Consider the following 20,354-nt stretch of genomic DNA (forward strand, 5'->3'; position numbering starts at 1 on the left):
AATGAATAGTAATAGAGTAGAGTTAGCACCAGACGCTCATCTGTTAATGGCATCACTGCGCTCAGTTGGATATAAAACAGAGACGGCTATTTCTGATATCTTAGATAATTGTATAGCTGCTCACGCTACAGAGGTTCATGTTGACTTTTCTTGGAATAAAGAGGAGTCAACCATTGCTATATATGATAATGGCGATGGCATGGAGAAGTGTTCATTAATTGCTTCTATGAAAATTGGATCTGCAGACCCATCAGAAAAAAGAATGTCTGACGATTTGGGTCGTTTTGGGATGGGGATGAAAACGGCAGCTTTTTCAATGGGCAAACGTTTAAGAGTTATAACAAAAAAAGAAAACAAGATTTCAACAGCTTGTTGGGATTTAGATTATATTGAAAACCAGCAGGATGGAAAATGGAGCTTGTTAGTTGATGATATCCCCATCGATACAGTGCTCGAAGGATACCCCGTATTTCAGCATTTTGATAACGGAACGTTAATAGTCATAGACTTGTTGGATCGATTTGTTGATAGCGCATCATTAAAGAAATCAAAGATGAATTTCTATAAAACAGTTGAACGTGTTAAGGCTCATGTAGGGATGACATTCCATCGCTTTATAGAAGAAGATGATTTAAAAATTTTCTTTAAAGATGATTTGGTACCAGCATGGAATCCCTTCATTCTTTCAAATAATGCAACTCAAGAACTGAGTGAAGAAGAATATTTTGATGGAGAAAAATACGTTTTGGTTCAACCATATGTGCTTCCGCATAAAACGAAATTTGCAACTTCAGAAGATTTTGAAGCTGCAGCTGGACCCAAAGGTTGGACTGCTCAGCAAGGGATATATGTATATCGCAATAGACGATTATTGGTATTTGGTACGTGGTTTGATTTTATTAAGAAAGAACCCGCTTTTAATCTAGCACGTATCCGCTTAGATATGAATGCTGATCAGGACTATGATTGGAAAATTGATATCAAGAAGTCTGTAGCTACGCCCCCATTATATATGAGGGATATCATTGATCGAGCAATTACTGTTTGTACGGCGCAATCTGCAAAGGTTTATAACTCAAGAGGTGCTTATTCAAAAAAACCAGGATCTCAACAGTTGAGTTACGTATGGGAACAAAGAAAGAATAGACTTGGTTCATATATGTTCTACCTTAACAAAAAGCATCCGATGCTAAATAAGATTCTTCAACAGCTAGATGAAGATGGCAGAGCTGATTTGAAAGCATATCTAGCGCTAATTGAGGGATATGCTCCTTCTGCGCAATCTGGCCTGACATCGTATATGTCGGAACAGGTGAAAGAGGCTGTGTCAAATGATGACCCGGGCAAAATGGCAGATATTGCTGAAGCCAAGGGCTATATAAAAAAATTTATACAGAATGGTTTTGCTAAGGAAGAAGTTGAAGGTATCATTTTAGGAATGCCAAATTACAAGTACATAGAAGAAGAAATTAAAAAAATATTTGAGGACGAGAATTATGATTAATTATCCGGAAGGTTTGAAGGAAAGTGAACTTCAGCTATATATTGCAGCATTTAAAAGATGTCGTGAGCTGATAGAAGAAAAGGAGAATCATACCACTGTAGCTGAAACGGTTGATGCCATTGTTGCTCAGTGGGGGCCTGTTGTGAATGATGCAGAACAATTACGGGCTTTTTTACTTGCTGAGGTTAAGGTTCCTATTGATCCAGTAACAGTTATCGCTGATGTAACTGTTAAGGACAAGAAATGGTTTTCAAAAATAAAAAAAAGAAAAGGTTACTTATTAGAGTATTGGAGACGATATGCTGATTATTTGAACCACAAGCCGTCATGGTCACTCGATGCGGTTGCAGATATTGACGAGTCAACAGATGCTGTACTTAATTTCATGGCAGACCCTTCACTCGGCATAAAGCAAAATGTCTACGGCTTAGCTTTTGGTTATGTACAGTCGGGAAAAACAGCGCACTATTTAGGTGTTCTCAACAAAGCTGCAGATGCTGGCTATAAAATCATTATTGTTCTAGCGGGTATTCATAACAATTTGCGTAGCCAGACTCAAATCCGATTAGAAGAGGAATTTCTCGGATACGATGTGCGTGGAGCTGCTGACGATAGTCAAAATGCAATAGGTGTCGGAGTGGGACAAAGTGTAAGTTACCATCTCCAGGCACTTACTTCTCGTGAAGAAAAAGGTGATTTCAACAAAATCAAGGCAGGCACATCGATGAATCCTCCGTTTGTGGTGGTCACCAAGAAGAATGCATCGGTATTAGCTCAACTAATTAAGTATCTGGGAAATCTTCCAGTTGCTACAACGGATGTATCCGGAAAGAAACATTTTTCAGCGGAATATCCTCTGTTGGTTATCGATGATGAAGCGGATCAAGCATCGCTTAACACGAAAGATTGTTACAATGCTGATGGCTCACTAAAAGACGATTTTAATCCTACGACTATCAACAAACATATCAGAAGATTATTGGGACTTTTTGATTGTTATTCATATGTTGGCTATACTGCCACACCATTTGCCAACATTTTCATTCCACCTAAGAGTGAAAATCCAAAGTATGGGAAAGATCTCTTTCCAAAGGACTTTATCGTGAACATTCCAAGGCCAAAGAACTACATAGGAGCGTTGGAATACTTTGGTTTAACTGATGGTGATGAAACTGTCAAAGCGATGCCGTTGTTTAGGGAAATTGAAAAGGGAAAAGATTATCTGGGAAAAGGGACAAAAAAAGATGATCCTGTAGGAGCTATACCTGATGAGCTCAAACTGGCGTTAAAATCTTTCGTGATATCAGTTGCTGTTAGAAACCTGAGAGGACAATTTGCAAAGCCTAATTCAATGTTGATTCATATTGTCCGTTTCAAAGGGCAGCAAAATATCATCAAGAGAAAGGTTGAAAAGTATTTTTTAGAGGAAATATATAATTTCATTAAGAACGATGATTCAGAAATCGAAAAGGAGCTCAAGGAGATTTGGGAAAAGGATTATGTTACTACCACAGCTCTCATGAGAAGTGACTTTCCTCAATACATGGATGGAGTTGCCGAGCACAGTTGGAATGTTGTTTATCAAGAAATTATTCGTTTCATAAAAGCTAAGGAATTCACTATTTACAGCATTAATGGTGATAGTTCAGACACGTTAATTTATGAGAATCATAAAGGTGAACCGTTTAATGTAATTGTAATCGGCGGAGATAAGTTGGCGCGTGGATTGACCTTGGAGGGATTGATTGTTAGTTACTTTACAAGAAGTTCTAATACATATGATACCCTGATGCAGATGGGACGTTGGTTTGGATATCGACCAGGTTATCTGGATCTTTGCCGACTTTACACAACAAAAGTGCTACATGGTTACTTCGTTGATATCTCAAGAGCTACAGAAGATCTGGTTCGGCAAATTGATTATATGGGAAATGTTGTGAAGCAAACTCCTATGGAGTTCGGTCTGGGCGTAGAATCTAATCCAGATCTTCTTATAACAAGCAGAAATAAGATGAGAACTGGAAAGGATATGAAGCGAGACTTTAGTGCTCACCTAAGTCAGACTCGTATTCTTGATGTTGACAGCGATCAGTTCAACGAGAATTTTGCCGCCGTTGAAAACTTGATTTATACAATGGGAAAATCTGCTTCTGATAATGAAATAATTGCTAGACTGAATCGAAAAGTTGGCTCACATTATTACTGGTTTGATGTATCAGGTTATGACGTGTCACAATTTCTTGAACAGTACAAAACATCTTCATCCGCTACAAGAGCAAATAGTAAGTACATGGCTGATTACATAAGAAATCAGACGACCGTTGGAGGGTTGACTAATTGGACTGTTTGCTTAATTAATTATGAAGCAACAGGAAGAAAGCCATTCCCAATTGCTTCTATAGATGCAGTTGGTGCAGGCTTGACAAGAGCAAATCTTCAGATTACTGACGGAGAAGCAACGTGTGATATCCATACCCTTTTATCAAAAGATCAGGAATACTTGGATTATGATCAAAGACAATTTGAAAAAGTAAAGCAAATGCAAGAAGACGGTGATTCAGCAGAAAAAATTCGAAAGAATACTCGTTCAAGAGAACATGGATTTTTAATGCTATATCCAATCGGTAATGTTGGTCCCATTACGGAAGAAATGGATCGCAATAACAGTAAAACACCATTTGCGGTAGCCGTTGTATTTCCGGATAGAAAGGAAAAAGGAAATATTAAGTCCTATCATGTAAATGATATTGCTGTGGAGAACAAGAGCTATGACTTTGACGCATAACATCTACAATGATTTGAGTGTATCCTTAAGTGCCGGGAAGCATCAAACATTATCAAAAGTATATACAACACCTAACGGAATATCACTTATCTACGCAATGAATCGTGATACAGAAAAAAGAGCCTTGTATTTCGTTGCGGAAGAAAAATCAGTGGATAGTATGCCGCGATGTAAAGGGCTTGATATCGGAAAGGTACACTTGTATGAATACAGTCCTGTAGATTTCTTTTGCGAAATTGCGCAAAACTCTGGCGATGAAAGTTATATGTTTGAAATCATCATCGAGGATATACGTAAAAATGCTGATGAATTAAATGATAAGCAACAACTGGTTGCACGAGTGTCGAAGTTGCTTATTAAATGGAAGAGTTTTTTTACACAGGAAAAGACCTTGATGCTATCGCCAGAACGCCAGCAAGGCTTATATGGTGAACTCTTATTTTTGAAGCAACTGATTGGTATGTTTGGGACTAGCGCTGTATCATTTTGGACTGGTTGTGATTATGAAACACATGATTTTTACATAAGAGGAAATGCTGTGGAAATAAAAACAACATCTTCGAAAGCTCCATACAAGATGCACATTAGCAGTGAATATCAGCTTGACGATTCAGAGATATCAGGGGAGCTGCTTGTCGATTTTTTTGCACTAAGAAAAAGTTCTGCAGATGGTGAAACGCTTCCACAGCTTATTGATGATATTAGATTCAAATTGGACGATAATCCATTGATGCGTAAAAAGTTTGACACAAACTTGAAGACATATGGGTATTTTGATGGTCTCGAGGATAAATACACGACTGGCTATCATATCCGAGAGGAGCACTCTTATCGTGTCACAGATAGATTCCCTAGAATTGTTAAGAGAGACATTTCAAATGGCATTTCAGGGTGTACATACGATGTGTTGGTAAATAGTTGTGCATCTTTTGAGATTGCTGATTCGGAAAAGGAGCAAAAAATGAAAGGAAGTGAGGAAATTGTCTGATAAACTGGCGGAATTTAATCAGGATATTTTGGAAGAAGTTGTATCCTATCGCACGAATAACATTGTTTCCACTTCGGTTGCGTTTAAGACAATTTTCTTATCCTATCTTGCAGATATAGGAGAATCTAGTATTTCGGACTGTCAGATTATTGATTTTAAAAAAAGCAGCAATAAGATGCGTCTTGATGGATACGTCTTTAACGAGTATTTTAATACGCTCACGCTTATCGTTAGTGATTTTAGTCCTTCACCGCAGATTGTAAAGGCCGGAAAGGTTGAAATAGAGAAGACAATTAAACAGGCTCATCGATTTCTAAAGAACTGTTTTACCGGATACTTTGAAGAAGTCGAGGAATCAAGTGATGGATATCAAGCGTATGAATATATTCAAGCGTGTAAAGATGATATCGAAACCGCAAATATTATATTGCTTACAAATAAAAAAGCTGTTTTATACGTGCCAGAGGATTCTAAGATTGGGAAAATTACTGTTCGATATGATGTTTGGGATATAGAACGGCTGTATCAGCATGTGTTCCTGAATGCTCAAACGGATGTAATAGAGATAAAGCTTGGAAAAAAATATGGGGTAACACTGCCATTTATTAAAGTGTCCGGAAGCAGTCAGCAACCTTATGACTGTTATGTAGGAGCAATCTCTGGTGAACTTTTGGCAAAAATCTATAGTGATGAAGGTCAAAAGTTGATTGAAAAGAATGTCCGTTCATTTCTTCAGGCTACCGGGAAAATTAATAAGGGAATACGCGACTCTCTTAAGAATGAGCCGGATATGTTTATGGCTTACAATAACGGCATTTCAACAATTGCAGAGTCGATTGAGATCGATGAAGATGCTTCTTCAGACCGTTTTGTTGTAATCAAGTCTATTACAGGATGGCAAATAGTAAATGGTGGTCAAACAACCGCTTCGATCTATAATGCCTATAAGGGCAAAGTAGACTTATCTTCAGTTAGCGTTCAGATGAAACTAGCTGTAATAAAAGCTGAAGATAGAGTGAGTGAAATCGTTGGTAATATTTCAAAATATGCCAACAGCCAAAATCCCATTAAAATGTCGGATTTTAGCGCAAATGATGATTATCATATACGGATGGAGCGGCTATCGCGAATTGTATATATACCAGTTACCAAAGGAAAATCTGTGGATAGATGGTTTTATGAAAGAGCAAGAGGTCAATATTTAGTTGAAGTGAATCGTCAGCTTACCCCTGCATTAAAAAAAGAATTCAAGGCTCATAACCCGAAGAAACGGTGCGTGTCTAAAGCTGTTGCTGCCAAGTGTATGATGTGTTGGATGGGGTACCCGGATGTCGTCAGTAAGGGCCTTGAAACAAATTTTGTTTTCTTTACAGGACTTATAAATGACGGAAAGATTCCAGAGGCAACAGAAACAAACTACAAACACATGATAGCCGAAGTGATTCTTTTTAATGAGTGTGATCATATTGTGGCAAATCAAAAATTTGGCGGATTCAAAGCTCAGATTGATTATTACACAGTTGCATTATTAGGAACATACTATAAAGATCAAATCAATCTGGATATAATATGGGAAATTCAAGCGATAGAGCCTAATGTTACATTACTTATAGAAGAATTGGTTTATAAGGTTTGGCGGCACTTTCAGGACCCCACTACTCCAGGTGTAAACATTGGTCAGTGGTGCAAAAAAGCTGAATGCTGGGAATTGTTGAAAAAACGATTTGAAAATGATGAGCTTCAGTGAGAGGTAAAAAATGTATAGAACAATAGACTTATTTGCTGGAGCTGGAGGATTAAGCCTTGGCTTTTTGCAAACAGGAAAATTTGATATTAAAGTTGCATTTGAAAATAACACTAACATGCAAGAAACATATCGACGAAATCATCCTGGTGTTGATGTAAGAGGTGATGTATGTGCGGCTGATTATGAAGAAATCCAAAAGCAATATGGGAAAATCGATGTTGTGATTGGAGGCCCGCCTTGTCAGGGGTTTTCAAACGCTAATCGCCAGAAAAACCATGCGATAAGCCAGAATAATATGTTGGTAAAACAGTATATCCGTGCAATTCGCGAACTGCAGCCGCTGGCTTTTGTTATGGAAAACGTGAGTATGCTGCGCTCAGATGTTCATAGGTTTTATTTGGACAAAACGGATCACGACTTAATTATCCAAAATAGCTATGATATCCCAATGCAGGAAACAAAGCTGGTGTTGCTTGAAAAGGAGTATCTTTTTAATGGTGCCATGGAGATTGTGCAATCTTTAGATGCTATCTCCGAAAATATTTGGCCAGAGGACTGCTATGTGGCCCTCAATGTAATTTACAAAGCCACTAAAAATCCCAAAAAGGTCGTTAGTGCACTATCAAAGCACAAAAAGAAACTGTTGAAATATGCTGACAAAGTAACAAGTAATATTTCGGAGTCGTATATTGCCATTCAGTCCAGAACGGCTTTCAATGCCATTCAGCAGTTCTTTGATGGGACACTCGAAGTCTGCAAGCTGAAGCAAGCAATTGAACCAGCTATTATGATTCAGCGGATGCTTAGTAAGGCAAAGGAAATCTTTGACAATCAGATTGTTGTTGATTCATACAGTGATGAAAATGACTTGGTTGCAGTAATTAGGTCCTATGCAGTATTTGACTATTTGAAAGCAATTCTCGGTACGGAACCAAATAGCTATGCGATAAATGCAGATATTCTTTGTGCAGCAAACTATGGGGCACCTCAAAAGAGAAACCGTTTTATTGTAATGGGTATAAAGAAATCTTTGGCTGACGAAGTCAAATTGCCGGTCGGTACTTTTTCAGAGGAAACATACCGGACCGTCCGGGATGCGATTAGTGACTTGCAAGAGGTGAAGACTGTAACTGAGGTGGCAGATGATATTGGTACATCGATAAAAGCTATGAGCAATATCAGTGAACTCGGACGTGCCCTTCGTGATACAGACACGCTGTTTAATCATATCATTACAAATACAAGAGAAACTGCAATGGAACGTTTTAAGGCACTTAAACAGGGTCAAAATTTCCATTCTCTTGATGATGATCTGAAGACTAATACTTATACAGATGTAAGTCGAACTCAAAACACGATATACCTTCGCCTTGATTATGATCAGCCGAGCGGTACGGTTGTAAATGTCCGAAAATCTATGTGGGTCCATCCCGTATTAGATCGCGCCGTGAGTGTACGTGAAGCAGCCCGCCTGCAGACATTCCCTGATAGTTTCGTATTTTGCGGAACAAAGGACAAGCAGTACCAGCAGGTTGGTAATGCTGTGCCACCAATTATGGCAAAGGCAATTGCTAAAAAACTTGCAAAGCAGTTAAAGAAAATTGAGGAAAAACCGGAGCATAGATAATGGCTGATAACCATACCAAAGAGGTACGAAGTCGAAATATGTCTCACATCCGAAGCAAAAACACGAAGCCCGAGGAGAAAGTGAGAAAGTATCTCTTTTCCAAAGGATTTCGATATAGGATAAATGTTCGCACTCTTCCGGGATGCCCAGACATTGTGCTTCCAAAGTATAAAACAGTTATTTTTGTAAATGGGTGTTTTTGGCACAAACATGACTGTCCAAGATTTGTTTGGCCCTCTTCCAATGAGGATTACTGGATTCCAAAGATTCAGAGAAATGTGGAAAGGGATGAAATGAATACTCGCCATCTTATGTCTCTGGGGTGGAATGTACTTGTGGTATGGGAGTGTCAGCTGAAGAAAAAAGCCTTTGAACATACTATGAGCCAGTTAGAGTCTGATATTAGGAAAGGAGCGGAGAAACATGAATAGATATACTTTTTCAACACAATCAGGAAAGGCATACTACTGTAACTCCATTCCTGGATTTATTGCTGATCAGTCAACCGATATTGTGGGCCGACTGGTCAGGCATGCATTTGATATTAACAAAGAGCAGGCTAATGCTTGGGAAAATCAAATTACTGAGTTGCAACGCCGCCTGGAAGAATGCGGTATGGAGGGAGATATCATATTTGAGTATGATATTGTTCGCCTTGGCAAGCGTATTGATGTTATTCTGCTTATTCGACACATGGTATTTTCTCTCGAATTCAAAAACGGAAAAGATATTTTTACCACACAGGATGCGCAGCAGGCTGAGGATTATGCTATTGATATAAAGAACTTCCACAAAGAATCTGAAGATCTGTATGTTTGTCCTATTTTGATTGCTACCGATGCCGCACGATATCCGAACCCCCAATCTTGCGATTGTTATCCGGACAAGCAGGTTCATCTGCAGAGAGAGAATATTGAAACGCTTATTCCAAAGATCACAAAAATCTCCTCCTTGTACGGTGATGATGGAGAGATTGATTTTGATAAATGGTTTAATTCTCCTTACTATCCAACCCCTACTATTATTGCAGCGGCTGTGGAGGCATATAGTTCTCATAGTTTAAGTCAGATTGCTCAATCAGAAGCTGGTCAAGAGAATATCAATCTTTGTGAAGCAAAGATCTATGAGATAATTGAATACGCAAAAATACAAAAGAAGAAATGCATTTGTTTTATTACGGGTGTGCCAGGTGCCGGGAAAACCTTGGTTGGCTTGGATGTTGTGGCTAAAAGCTTGGATGATGCAAACGGCTTAAGTGTTTATCTTTCGGGAAACGGTCCTCTGGTTGAAGTACTGCGCGAAGCATTAAAGAAAAGTGTCGAATCCAATGACAGAGAACGTGAAGATCTTTGGAAGAGAGCAAAGAAGTCTGCAGGAAAAACATTTGATGTTCCTAAGCCTGAGAAGCTGTTTAACAAACATACCCAAGCTGCAATCAACACACTGATCCAGAGTAGTTATGCGTTCAAAAAAGACAATGCATCGCATAGTAACCCAACTCCGGAGAACATTCTGATATTTGATGAGGCTCAACGTGTATGGAATCAGGAAAAGATGGCTCGTAAACATGATGATCCCATAATGGCAGTAAGTGAGCCTAAGCTGTTGTTCAGTATTATGGATCGTCATCAGGACTGGGCAGTTATGATTTGCTTGGTTGGTCTTGGACAAGATATCTATGATGGTGAAGTGGGAATCAATGAATGGTTTCGCTGCGGTATTGAAGAGTTCAAAGAATGGGAATTGTTTTATTCTCCTTTGATTTTCAGTCAAGTTGAAGATAAGAATATTGACCAAGAAAAGATTCTCTCATGTGAAAGATGTCATCAGATCGATGAACTTCATTTGAAGACCTCTATTCGTTCGTTTAGAGCTGATAAACAGTGCCAGTTTATTGATGCACTTCTTGATAATGATCCGAAACAAGCATCGGAAGTATATCAACAAATTGCCTCGAAGTATCCTATATACATAACAAGAGATTATTCTTTGGCTAAGAAATGGGTACGTGCGCATGTACGTGGTTCTCAGCGTTCTGGCGTTTTGGCATGCAGCAGTGCGCAAAGACTGAAGCCAGAAGGTATCTATGTTCCTACTGAAATAGATGTTAAAAATTGGTTCCTAGCACCAAGTGATGACTTGCGTTCGTCCAACATGCTGGAGGTAGTCGCAAGTGAATTTAAGGTACAGGGGCTTGAGATTGACTGGGCAATTGTTTGCTGGGATGCGGATCTTCGACGCAGTAAGAATGGAGCAGATTGGGATCACTATTCATTTAGGGGAACGAAATGGAACAAAAGAAATAAGCCGGAACAAAAGCGTTATCTGGTAAATTCATATCGTGTACTTCTTACAAGAGCACGCCAAGGAATGGTGCTGTTTGTGCCGAAGGGAGTTGATCCCGAGGAAGATCCGACAAGAGATACGGAGTATTATGATGGTATCTATAAGTATCTTGTTTCTTGCGGGATTCAAGAATTGTAGTAGATTTTTACTTTTTCCCAAATGATTACATAGACACTATCCTAACGAGGTTTCATATGGAGAACGGAACAAAACTCAGAATCCTATATTTATATCAGCACCTAGTTCAGCATACCGACGCGGAGCACACACTATCAACCGCCGAGCTGATGAAGATCCTCAAAGAAGATTATTCGGTGAAGGTGTCTCGAAATACCATCAGCGATGATCTTGCCATGCTTCACGACTGTGGTCTACATATTGAGCACTATGAGTCTACTCAGAATAAGTACTATTATGACGGACATATTTACGAGCTTCCGGAACTTAAGGTCCTCGTTGATGCTATCTCTTCTTCCAAATTCATCACGCAGCGTGAATATTACGGTACGGCAGAGCCGCCAGTCCGGTGTGGCGATCCCCGGAATAATCAATTATAAATAAGTACAACAAAGAAGGTAATTTATATGGATTCAATATTAGTTTTTGATGATTTTAAGCATTGTTTTAGGAAATTAGACACCTCAAATTATAATGATGATTTAGTTGTAGGATCTGTTTTTTTTACAAGAGATGCTATAAATGTCATTGAAAAATATTACAGAATAATTGGTTACATAATATGCGATGATAAGGGCGTTTATTATCCGATTGATGTGAGAAAAAATGATATAGCCATATTGGAAGGAACTTATAATTGCATAGAGGATGAATTAAAGAAGGAATTGGTGCTATATAATATAAAGATCGAACCAGCAGAGGTATGGAGTCCTTTCTTTTTTCGTTGGCAGTTCATGTGTGATTGGAATGTTTTTGAAACTTGTGGAGATTTTATAAATATAGCCTCAAAAATAATAGGAAATGAGAGGCTGATGAAGAAGATTATTGATGACAAAATCGATTATGTCCTTCCAGTAAATTATAAAGAATTATCTCAAATGGTACGAGGCTTGAATAAATTATTTGGAGTTGAATTTTATAATAAGGATTATTACGAAGAGATAAACTATTTATTTGATTCGCTTGTGAATGGATACCATATAAATATGTCTACAGAAGAAGTTGAGACGTATTGTTATCAATTATGTAATTACGTTTTGAAAAGAATAGAGGGAGAACATGTATAATTCGGGAATAGGTACACCTTATTGGTTTGAATGGGAAATTGGAATACTAGAATGCTTGAATATGCTACAAGATACATCAATTGAATCAGTAATACTTCAATCAACTGATTTTCAGGCATTAGATGATGTCGTAGTAAATTATAGTGATAAAAGCATTTTAAATATTCAAGTAAAACATACAGATGAAGATGCTAATTTCACATATTCTTTTTTAGCTTCTGGGAAAAAGCCGTTACTGAATGCGTTGGCTTTAGAATGGAAGAATAATAAAGATAATTATAATTTTAAAGGTATTCAAATTGTAACAAATAAAAAATGGGGTTCGCAGGAAACAGATGGAAAGTGTTCAATGGATGACTTTATTTCCAAGGTGTTTCCATGCTTACAAGATAATTATAATTATACTTCGGCAAAGCCTAATGAGCAGAAGGCTATCGAATGGTACAGAGAAAATTTGGAGATAAATTTAGATTCTAATGAGGCGGCGTGTTTCACTAAACTTTTCTCTTTTAGAAAAGAGTCCTGTCTTGCTGATGTGGAAGAAAAAATACGTGTGAAGATTGGCGAAATACTAGGAACAGATAATAGTGATGCGATAGATTTTTGCTTAAATAGTATTCTTTCTAAATTGAATATATGGGCAACATCAAGAAGAGAGAAGCAGGAAATAACAAGAGAAAATGTATATGGAGCATTATGCTATACCGAGCCGGATGTTCCTTCATATGAACTATGTCCAGAAAAACCGATACTTCCTTCTCGACAACGGTTTGGGGAGACCTTTATAGATGACATTAAAAAGAATAGTAATCATATCATATTCTTAGAAGGATTACCGGGCTGTGGAAAAACAAATTTTATAAGTTATTTATCACAGATGAATGAGTCTATAGTTGATTTTAGATTTTACACATATCTCCCAGTAAATAGAGTAGATGGTTCATATAGTGATGATGAAGGCTTTTATTTGGGTAATATTTTGTGGAGAAGTATTCTCGTACAGCTTAAGAAAAAATTTGAAGAGAATAATTTATTATCTGTTGTAAAGTTTCCACTTATATACCAATTTATGTCTGTTTCTGAAATGCGGGAAACGGTAATACATTTCCTACCGGAATATGCAAAATGTATAGGAAGGCCTTGCTACTTTTTTATAGATGGATTAGATCATGCTGCAAGATCAAAAGATGCACGAAATTCATTTTTATCTCAATTGCCAAGACCAGAGGAAATCGGGGATGATTTTTATTTTGTCTTGGTCGGACAGCCTATAAATGATGGTTATCCGTCTTGGATGAAAGATAATAAAAGTATTACATATTACAGCATGCCGGCTTTGGATACAGATGATGTTGTTATATTATTAGAGCAAAGCGGTGTAACAGAGAATACAGTCGATATGGAAAACTTGGCGAAAACCGTTATTTCAGTTATTGGGAACAATGTTCTTAATATAATATTTGCAATTCTGGAATTGAAGAAAATGGTATTGCCACTTTCCTTCGAGGCAATAGAGAAGAAACTAAATAGTAGGTTTTTAAATAAACAAATTGATAAATATTACGAATGGATTATTAGTTCGCAGGAAAAAAGCCTTTTGCTATACAAAATTGAGGCAATTATGGCGTTTTCAAGTAAACGTATTAACGCTTATGATGTGGCTCAAATGTGTGGAGTTGAACACGACGAGGCGGCGTTTGTTTTAAATGGCTTATATCCAATTATTGTATGTGAAAGCGATAGATACTTCGCTTTTCATAATGATGTAAGGCTTTTTTTACAGAATGCAATTATTCACAATTCAAATATAAAAGGAATTACCGAATCAATAATTAATCGAATTAAACAGGATAGAGAATTATGGAAATATCGATATGATATCTCTTTTAATTTACTAGTATCTTGTAAGGCCACTGATGAGGTGTTGAAACTGATTGATGTTGAATATGTAATGAATTCAGCATTATATGGGATATCGTTTGATAGGATACTTCAGCAGTTTATACTAGCGCACCAATTGCCAATGGATAATCTTGAAGAAGTATGCATACATTCAAGTGCAGTGTCTCTTTGTTTGGCACAGTATGCAAATTGCATACAGTATTATGCAAAAGAATCGGATTATTTTGAAGCACAAAGTATCAACAAAAAGACTAAAGCGGAAAAATATTGTTTGAATGTTAAAAATGATATAGAGCAAATCATTTTAGATATTGATTTTGCTGCTAAGGCTGGATTTGAACGAGGACATAAACTTTTCGATGAATACCTCAGTGGATATAATATAGAGGCATTGTTAAGCGGGGAGCTAAACAAAGAAACGCTTGTTAAGGCTGGATATATATTTCGATGCTATGGTGCAGATTATATGGATGCTCTTACTGGAAATTCTAACGATTATGTTTATTTTGTAGATGGATGGTTAGATGCCAGTGTAAGTCTTACATCAAAAGAAGATATCAGGCAAACATTCACTTTTAAATGGTATAATCCAGATTCATTGTATGCATATATTCATCAGATTACAGAAGAAAAGAATCTTGAAAAAGAATCATTTGACGAATTGTTGAATATTCTTTTAGGAATGTCTGCATCTATAGAAATAATTATAGAGATTTGCACATATGGACTGTTAAACTCATATAAATGCGAAGCTGGGATAGAATATATTGGCAACCATTTAAGTGATATTATAAAAATAGATAGAGATTATAAATACGAAGATTTAAGAATAATTTCTTTGATTAAGGCTAACTTGTGCCTGTTTGGTAGGATTGAGGAATCGTTAGTTGAAAAATGTTATAAAGAAATATTGAATCTAACTCATAATGGTGAATCACAAAGAGGTTATAAACCAGCATTGGCACAGTATGATATTGCAAAGCATGTTAGTGAACAATTTTATTCGGTGGACAGAAATGATGTATTATCTAAAGATGATATCTTTTCATTGATTTATTTTGCGGATAAGTACGGTGCTGGATCTGCTCATGATTGTAATGGATATACTGTTATGAGATTTTTACGTAAAGTATTGGTGAGCTTTTCCGAGCATAACCCCAAGGCAGGAATTATCGATACTATTTGTAAAGCGGTTGTTCAATGTTTGGAATGGGATAAGACTCGATTTATTCCGGAGTTTAACAAGTTGTTCTGTATATCAAATGCGCATGCTGATTTTCTAAAAGTTGCAGAATATTGGTGTGGCGAAGATGGAGTGGCTTGGAGATCAGAATATGATGAGATGGAAGATTTATGTAAAAACATGATACCTGCATTAGAATACTTTGGAGAAAACAAGTTTATAGAGGAAGTACGTGAAAAACAGAAATATAGAATGTTTGGCTATGTGGGAAGAAAAGACTATTCGTTAAATGGTTTACTTGATTGTTATAAAAAACTTCCTCTGGATGAAGAAAAATTATGCTGTTATGGCATGAGACTGTTTTCCGTTTCAAATTTAGCGGATTCTATTGGTGATAATAGGTTTTCAAGTGAAGTTGACCGAGAGTTGCTAGAGGATGCCGTTAAATTGGGGTACAAGTACTGTAATGCATTATTTGAACTAAAAAATACTCCTAAAGATTTAGTTTATTGGAGAATGAAAGTTCTTGATTCTCTATATTGCAATATAGATTTGATTTCTGATGATTCTGAATTAATTGCGTTATACAGACTTACAAATTCATGGATTAAAGAGTATATAGAGAATGATAGAGAATACAATCGATTGGAAACCTTAAGAAGTTACAATTATGAAATTATTTCTCGCATTTCAAGTTCTGAAATTCGGGAAAAGTTTATGGCAAAAGGATTGTATGATAAAGCGAAACATAAAGATTTCTCTGTAGAAACAGGAAGGGACTATAATCTCGAAATTATCAATCTTTTAAAAGAAGATGGATATAATGAAAAGGCGGAAGGAGTAATTCTTACACAAATAGATAAAAGAGAAATCGGATTACATAAGCTGATTATGGAAGCAGGAGATATTATCGCTCAAAAACATATGGAAGAATATGTAAATAGATGTGTTGTTAAATTTATTCTATCTGAAAGCAAGTATGGTTATATAGGCAGCGGAATTAGCGATGTATTTGAACGTTATTATGAAATGTTCAATGATAATACATGGAATCTTTTATTTGAAAATATAGTAACTCGATTCGCAGAAAGTGATTATGGCATAATTGCCTCGTTGTGGGGAGATTTTACAATTTTCTCAATTTATTATCTTTCAAGAATAGATAAAGATAAAATAAAAGCTTTATTCGATTGTTTATGTAAAACACATGAAAGTCTTTCTTCGGCGAATGGAAGAGTAAAAATAAAAGAAGAAAAACTGATATTGGATGAGAATATTACGTCGCTCTCTGATATGGTAAATTTTCAGCTTAATATATGACTTTGGGTAAAATACTTATTCTTAGAAAGGTTCACTATGAAAAATTAAAAGAGGTACGCTATCAGGATGTGTACCACAAGGCACTTTGCTATTGCCTTGGTATCAGTGATGATACGAGAAGAAATATCAATAGCATCTATGATTTTAAGACGGGATGTGTAAAAACTGAGTGTCTGCATGAAGGCTGGCAGACCAGTGGCAGTATGAAGGTGGTGCGAATGGCATTTAACCTGTATTGCAACGGTGCACCGAGTGTAGATGATTACACAAAAACAGAGGGACAAACAAATATTACAGAGCTTATGCTTAATGATTTCATTGAAAAGGTTGTAATTCATGAAGCAGAGGGTGGCAGAACAAAAGACCGTATTCAGCAAGTGGATATTTATTTCAATTTCATTGGAAATTTTGTTCTTCCACTCAGTGAGGATGAAGTGGAAGCCTTGCAGTCAGAGGAAGCACGCAGAGCGGAAGAGATTGCTGAAAGAAAGAGAAAATCTTCTAAGAAGTCTACGCAGAAAAGAAATCAGAAGCGTGCAGAGATCAAGGCAAAAGCAGAAGCCGGAGCCGGAGATCAGGAAGCACAGAGCCAACTTGCAGAGCGTAAACAGTATCAGGTAAGAGCTACAGTAAAGAGTTACCGGGAAATGCGTGACGATGCATTAAGCGGAGATCCTATTGCAAAAGTAAGATATGAAAAAACACTGGCTATGAGACGTGAAGCGTATCATTCAAAGAAAAGTGAACAGACAGCCTGACAATATGCATATGATCACGATACATTAGTTGCAGAATTGATGAGAATAAGCGGGAGCGATGCAATTATTGTATTAGCCAAAGAGATATGGTATTGTATAGATAGTTTAACAAATCGTTGTTTGTGGAGGTGTTTGGATGTGTGGAATAGCAACTGATTTATAAAAAATAAATCGGAGGTTTATATGGATTATTCGTAAACGTCAAATCCTGCGCCTTGGCTAATTAATCTTTTTGTGCCACACTCTAAATGACACGAAAAAACTATTAGTTTTTTAGAGGAGGCTAAAGAGCATGGACCAATTAACTCACACTGTCCGCAGGTCGAACTGGATAAACATTATTCGACAGTGCCAGGACAGACCGGCAGGCACTACAGCAAAGCAGTGGCTTGCTGAAAACGATATTTCTGAAAAATCTTACTATTACTGGCTTCGAAAGATCCGCCGGGAAGTCTGTGAACAGGAAGGACTCCAGGAAGTCACCACCCCGTCTGCCCTCTCTTTTGTAGAAATCCCGGTAAAAACTGCTCTGGACACAACACCGGTGCCAACCGTCCCGGCAGCAATGACTCCGGCTGCAGTGATCAGATCAGGCCGCCTGACGCTGGAATTATCAAACGATATTTCAGAGTCCCTGCTTTGCAGGCTGTTGCAGGAGGTGATTCATGCTTGAAGATGCTGCCGGTATCCGCAGAGTCGTGATTGCCTGCGGATATGTGGATCTGCGCAAAGGGATCGATGGGCTGTCCATGATCATCGGAGACAGATACCATCAGAATCCTTTTGAAAAGGGAACTTTATTCCTATTCTGTGGCAGACGGTCCGACCGCATCAAGGGACTTCTATGGATGGGAGACGGTTTTCTTCAGCTCTACAAACGGCTGGAGGCAGGTTCCCTGTCCTGGCCGAGAACCAGCGAAGAGGCCGCAGACCTTACAGAGGAACAGTTCCGTTATCTTATGATTGGGCTGAATCCCCTGAACCCCAAAGTCAGGGAAGTAACACCGCAAAAGCCCACCTGATCTTTGTGCAAAACATAGATTTTTTATGCCTGTTATCCAGTCAGATCCATTCCCGGTATTACAGCCTCTCCGGACGCTGTTTCATGGTCTGTGACGTATCCACAGGAGAATCCGGATAAAATTTCAGCACCTTGAAAACTTTATATTTCCCTGGCTCTATGACCATCACACCGCCATACAGGCATAGGCAGAATGACGAAACCTGCGGGGGCTGCCGGTTCGCAATCCTTTGTGTTTTCTGGTATAATAAAAACAGTTTAAGGAGCTGGACAATGGCAGACAGACATACACTGGAAGAACTGAATAACTGCAGCCGGGAGGAACTGATCACCATCGTTCTTATGATGCAGGGGCAGCTGGATACCCTGAATGAGAACATCGAGCGGCTGATCGAACAGGTACGCATAGCGAACAGCCATCGTTTCGGAAAACACGCAGAAACACTGGATTCCATAGATGGTCAGCTGTCCTTTTTTGATGAGGCAGAAAGCTGCTGTGATCTGTCTGTCCCGGAGCCTGCTGCAGAGGAAGTACTTCCATCCCGACGTAACCATAAGAAAAAAGGGCAACGGGAAATGAATCTGAAAGATTTTCCGGAAGAAATACTTCCTCCTTATCAGGTATCCACAGAAGAACTGGATACGTTTTATGGTGCAGGCAACTGGCGCAGAATGAAGGATGAAACCTACAAAAGACTGCGTCATGAACCGGAATCCTGGACGGTGGAAGTCCATACCGTGGAAGTCTATGTAGGCACTGGCGGAGATCATCAGGATGAATTCTTACGGGGAAAGCGTCCCGGGGATCTTCTCCGGGGAAGCATCATTACTCCTTCCCTGCTTGCCTCCATTCTGAATGTTAAATATGTGAATTCCTCTGCGCTGCACAGAGTCGAGCAGGAGTTTCAACGCAATGGTGTAAATATCTCCAGACAGACCATGTCGAACTGGATTATCCGGTGTGCTGAGAAATACTTCGCACCGTTTGTGGAACGCATGAAGCAGGAGCTGCTGTCCCTGCCGGTGACACAGTCGGACGAAACACCTACACAGGTGATCGGTGACAGTGACCGTCCGAACAGTAAATGCTACATGTGGGTACACCGTTCCGGGGAGTTCTATAAGGAACGTCCTGTGGTGATTTACGAATACCAGAAAGGCAGGGATCACGAAAAGCCGCTGGAGTTTTACCGAAGCTACAAGGGAGTTCTGGTCACGGACAGTCTGGAGCAGTATCATCTGCTGGACAAAAAACTGCCGGGAGTGACAAACGCAAACTGCTGGGCACATGCAAGAAGAGCCTTTGCAGATGCCGTAAAGGCAGCGGATAAAAAAGATCCCGGGGCAGTAAAAAGTTCCGTGGCATACCAGGCATTACAAAAGATCGCGGAATTCTACCGGATTGATACTGAACTGAAAGAACTTCCTGCAACGGATCGCCTTACACAGCGGAAGACAAGGATAAAGCCGCTGGTTGAGGATTTTTTTGCGTGGGCAAAACAACAGGCTGCAGCATGTGCGGTGCCTCCGAAATCCAGGACCGGACAGGGACTAAATTTCGTCATCCGTCAGGAAAAATATTTAAAAGTATTTCTGACCGATGGAGATATTCCTATCGATAACTCGGCTTCCGAGCGGGCTATCCGGACTTTCTGTATCGGCAAGAAGAACTGGATGTTCCATAACACAGCAAAAGGTGCCGGAGCCAGCGCTCTTGTTTACAGTATTTCAGAAACAGCAAAGCTGAACAATCTGCGCCCATACTACTACTTCAGGCATATCCTCACGGAGCTGCCTAAGTATTGTGATAAAAAAGGAAATATAGATCCGGCAAAACTAGATCAGCTGATGCCTTGGGCAGAGGAGCTTCCCGAGGAATGCCGGAAACCACGCCGCTCATAAAAGCGGCGTTAAATTTAAGGGTAGGCG

14 protein-coding genes are annotated in these 20,354 nt (G+C 38.6%); all 14 read left to right on the top strand.

The window, feature by feature from the left end:
• The first annotated feature begins 1 nt into the window (after position 1).
• The gene (locus ACLTOQ_RS05770; RefSeq protein WP_412319037.1) at positions 2-1,504 is read left to right on the top strand and encodes an ATP-binding protein; all 1,503 of its coding nucleotides are present in this window, start codon (positions 2-4) and stop codon (positions 1,502-1,504) included.
• Entirely contained in the window at positions 1,497-4,289 is a 2,793-nt protein-coding gene (locus ACLTOQ_RS05775) for a Z1 domain-containing protein (protein ID WP_412319039.1), read from the top strand. Before ACLTOQ_RS05770 ends, ACLTOQ_RS05775 begins: the two co-directional genes overlap by 8 nt.
• Positions 4,273-5,277: a PD-(D/E)XK motif protein gene (locus ACLTOQ_RS05780; RefSeq protein ID WP_412319040.1), complete on the top strand. Its 1,005-nt coding sequence runs from the start codon at positions 4,273-4,275 to the stop codon at positions 5,275-5,277. The genes ACLTOQ_RS05775 and ACLTOQ_RS05780 overlap by 17 nt, the downstream gene beginning before the upstream one ends.
• Positions 5,270-7,024: an AIPR family protein gene (locus ACLTOQ_RS05785; RefSeq protein WP_412319041.1), complete on the top strand. Its 1,755-nt coding sequence runs from the start codon at positions 5,270-5,272 to the stop codon at positions 7,022-7,024. The genes ACLTOQ_RS05780 and ACLTOQ_RS05785 overlap by 8 nt, the downstream gene beginning before the upstream one ends.
• Before the next feature lie 10 nt (positions 7,025-7,034).
• Positions 7,035-8,651 (top strand): DNA cytosine methyltransferase, encoded by a 1,617-nt coding sequence (locus tag ACLTOQ_RS05790; protein WP_412319042.1) that lies wholly within the window; start codon positions 7,035-7,037, stop codon positions 8,649-8,651.
• Positions 8,651-9,082 (top strand): very short patch repair endonuclease, encoded by a 432-nt coding sequence (locus ACLTOQ_RS05795; protein WP_412319043.1) that lies wholly within the window; start codon positions 8,651-8,653, stop codon positions 9,080-9,082. Before ACLTOQ_RS05790 ends, ACLTOQ_RS05795 begins: the two co-directional genes overlap by 1 nt.
• Complete coding sequence (locus tag ACLTOQ_RS05800; RefSeq protein ID WP_412319044.1) at positions 9,075-11,135, top strand: DNA/RNA helicase domain-containing protein; 2,061 nt, start codon at positions 9,075-9,077, stop codon at positions 11,133-11,135. The genes ACLTOQ_RS05795 and ACLTOQ_RS05800 overlap by 8 nt, the downstream gene beginning before the upstream one ends.
• 56 nt (positions 11,136-11,191) lie before the next feature.
• Entirely contained in the window at positions 11,192-11,554 is a 363-nt protein-coding gene (locus ACLTOQ_RS05805) for a hypothetical protein (RefSeq protein ID WP_412319045.1), read from the top strand.
• Positions 11,555-11,581: 27 nt separating this feature from the next.
• Entirely contained in the window at positions 11,582-12,241 is a 660-nt protein-coding gene (locus ACLTOQ_RS05810) for a hypothetical protein (RefSeq protein WP_412319046.1), read from the top strand.
• Positions 12,234-16,646, top strand: coding sequence for a hypothetical protein (locus ACLTOQ_RS05815; protein ID WP_412319047.1), 4,413 nt, complete (start codon positions 12,234-12,236; stop codon positions 16,644-16,646). The genes ACLTOQ_RS05810 and ACLTOQ_RS05815 overlap by 8 nt, the downstream gene beginning before the upstream one ends.
• Positions 16,643-17,404, top strand: a complete 762-nt coding sequence (locus tag ACLTOQ_RS05820) for a DUF6075 family protein (RefSeq protein ID WP_412319048.1) — start codon at positions 16,643-16,645, stop codon at positions 17,402-17,404. The genes ACLTOQ_RS05815 and ACLTOQ_RS05820 overlap by 4 nt, the downstream gene beginning before the upstream one ends.
• A gap of 292 nt (positions 17,405-17,696) precedes the next feature.
• Positions 17,697-18,077 carry an IS66 family insertion sequence element accessory protein TnpB gene (locus ACLTOQ_RS05825; RefSeq protein WP_308728940.1) on the top strand — a complete coding sequence of 127 codons (381 nt, stop codon included), beginning with the start codon at positions 17,697-17,699 and terminating at the stop codon, positions 18,075-18,077.
• Positions 18,070-18,426, top strand: a complete 357-nt coding sequence (gene tnpB, locus ACLTOQ_RS05830; RefSeq protein ID WP_117963279.1) for an IS66 family insertion sequence element accessory protein TnpB — start codon at positions 18,070-18,072, stop codon at positions 18,424-18,426. The genes ACLTOQ_RS05825 and tnpB overlap by 8 nt, the downstream gene beginning before the upstream one ends.
• Positions 18,427-18,698: 272 nt before the next feature.
• A complete protein-coding gene (gene tnpC / locus ACLTOQ_RS05835) occupies positions 18,699-20,327 on the top strand; it encodes an IS66 family transposase (protein WP_412319049.1) in 1,629 nt (542 codons plus the stop codon).
• Positions 20,328-20,354: the final 27 nt, after the last annotated feature.

This window comes from Gallintestinimicrobium sp., assembly GCF_046968865.1.
Classification (GTDB): Bacteria; Bacillota; Clostridia; order Lachnospirales; family Lachnospiraceae; genus Gallintestinimicrobium; species Gallintestinimicrobium propionicum.

Bases quoted from the DNA above. Each gene is read 5' to 3' on its own strand.
- ACLTOQ_RS05810 (WP_412319046.1), top strand. From the start codon at position 11,582: ATGGATTCAATATTAGTTTTTGATGATTTTAAGCATTGTTTTAGGAAA.
- ACLTOQ_RS05820 (WP_412319048.1), top strand. From the start codon at position 16,643: ATGACTTTGGGTAAAATACTTATTCTTAGAAAGGTTCACTATGAAAAA.
- ACLTOQ_RS05825 (WP_308728940.1), top strand. From the start codon at position 17,697: ATGGACCAATTAACTCACACTGTCCGCAGGTCGAACTGGATAAACATT.
- ACLTOQ_RS05775 (WP_412319039.1), top strand. From the start codon at position 1,497: ATGATTAATTATCCGGAAGGTTTGAAGGAAAGTGAACTTCAGCTATAT.
- ACLTOQ_RS05815 (WP_412319047.1), top strand. From the start codon at position 12,234: ATGTATAATTCGGGAATAGGTACACCTTATTGGTTTGAATGGGAAATT.
- ACLTOQ_RS05790 (WP_412319042.1), top strand. From the start codon at position 7,035: ATGTATAGAACAATAGACTTATTTGCTGGAGCTGGAGGATTAAGCCTT.
- tnpC (WP_412319049.1), top strand. From the start codon at position 18,699: ATGGCAGACAGACATACACTGGAAGAACTGAATAACTGCAGCCGGGAG.
- ACLTOQ_RS05805 (WP_412319045.1), top strand. From the start codon at position 11,192: ATGGAGAACGGAACAAAACTCAGAATCCTATATTTATATCAGCACCTA.
- ACLTOQ_RS05795 (WP_412319043.1), top strand. From the start codon at position 8,651: ATGGCTGATAACCATACCAAAGAGGTACGAAGTCGAAATATGTCTCAC.
- ACLTOQ_RS05770 (WP_412319037.1), top strand. From the start codon at position 2: ATGAATAGTAATAGAGTAGAGTTAGCACCAGACGCTCATCTGTTAATG.
- ACLTOQ_RS05800 (WP_412319044.1), top strand. From the start codon at position 9,075: ATGAATAGATATACTTTTTCAACACAATCAGGAAAGGCATACTACTGT.
- tnpB (WP_117963279.1), top strand. From the start codon at position 18,070: ATGCTTGAAGATGCTGCCGGTATCCGCAGAGTCGTGATTGCCTGCGGA.
- ACLTOQ_RS05780 (WP_412319040.1), top strand. From the start codon at position 4,273: ATGACTTTGACGCATAACATCTACAATGATTTGAGTGTATCCTTAAGT.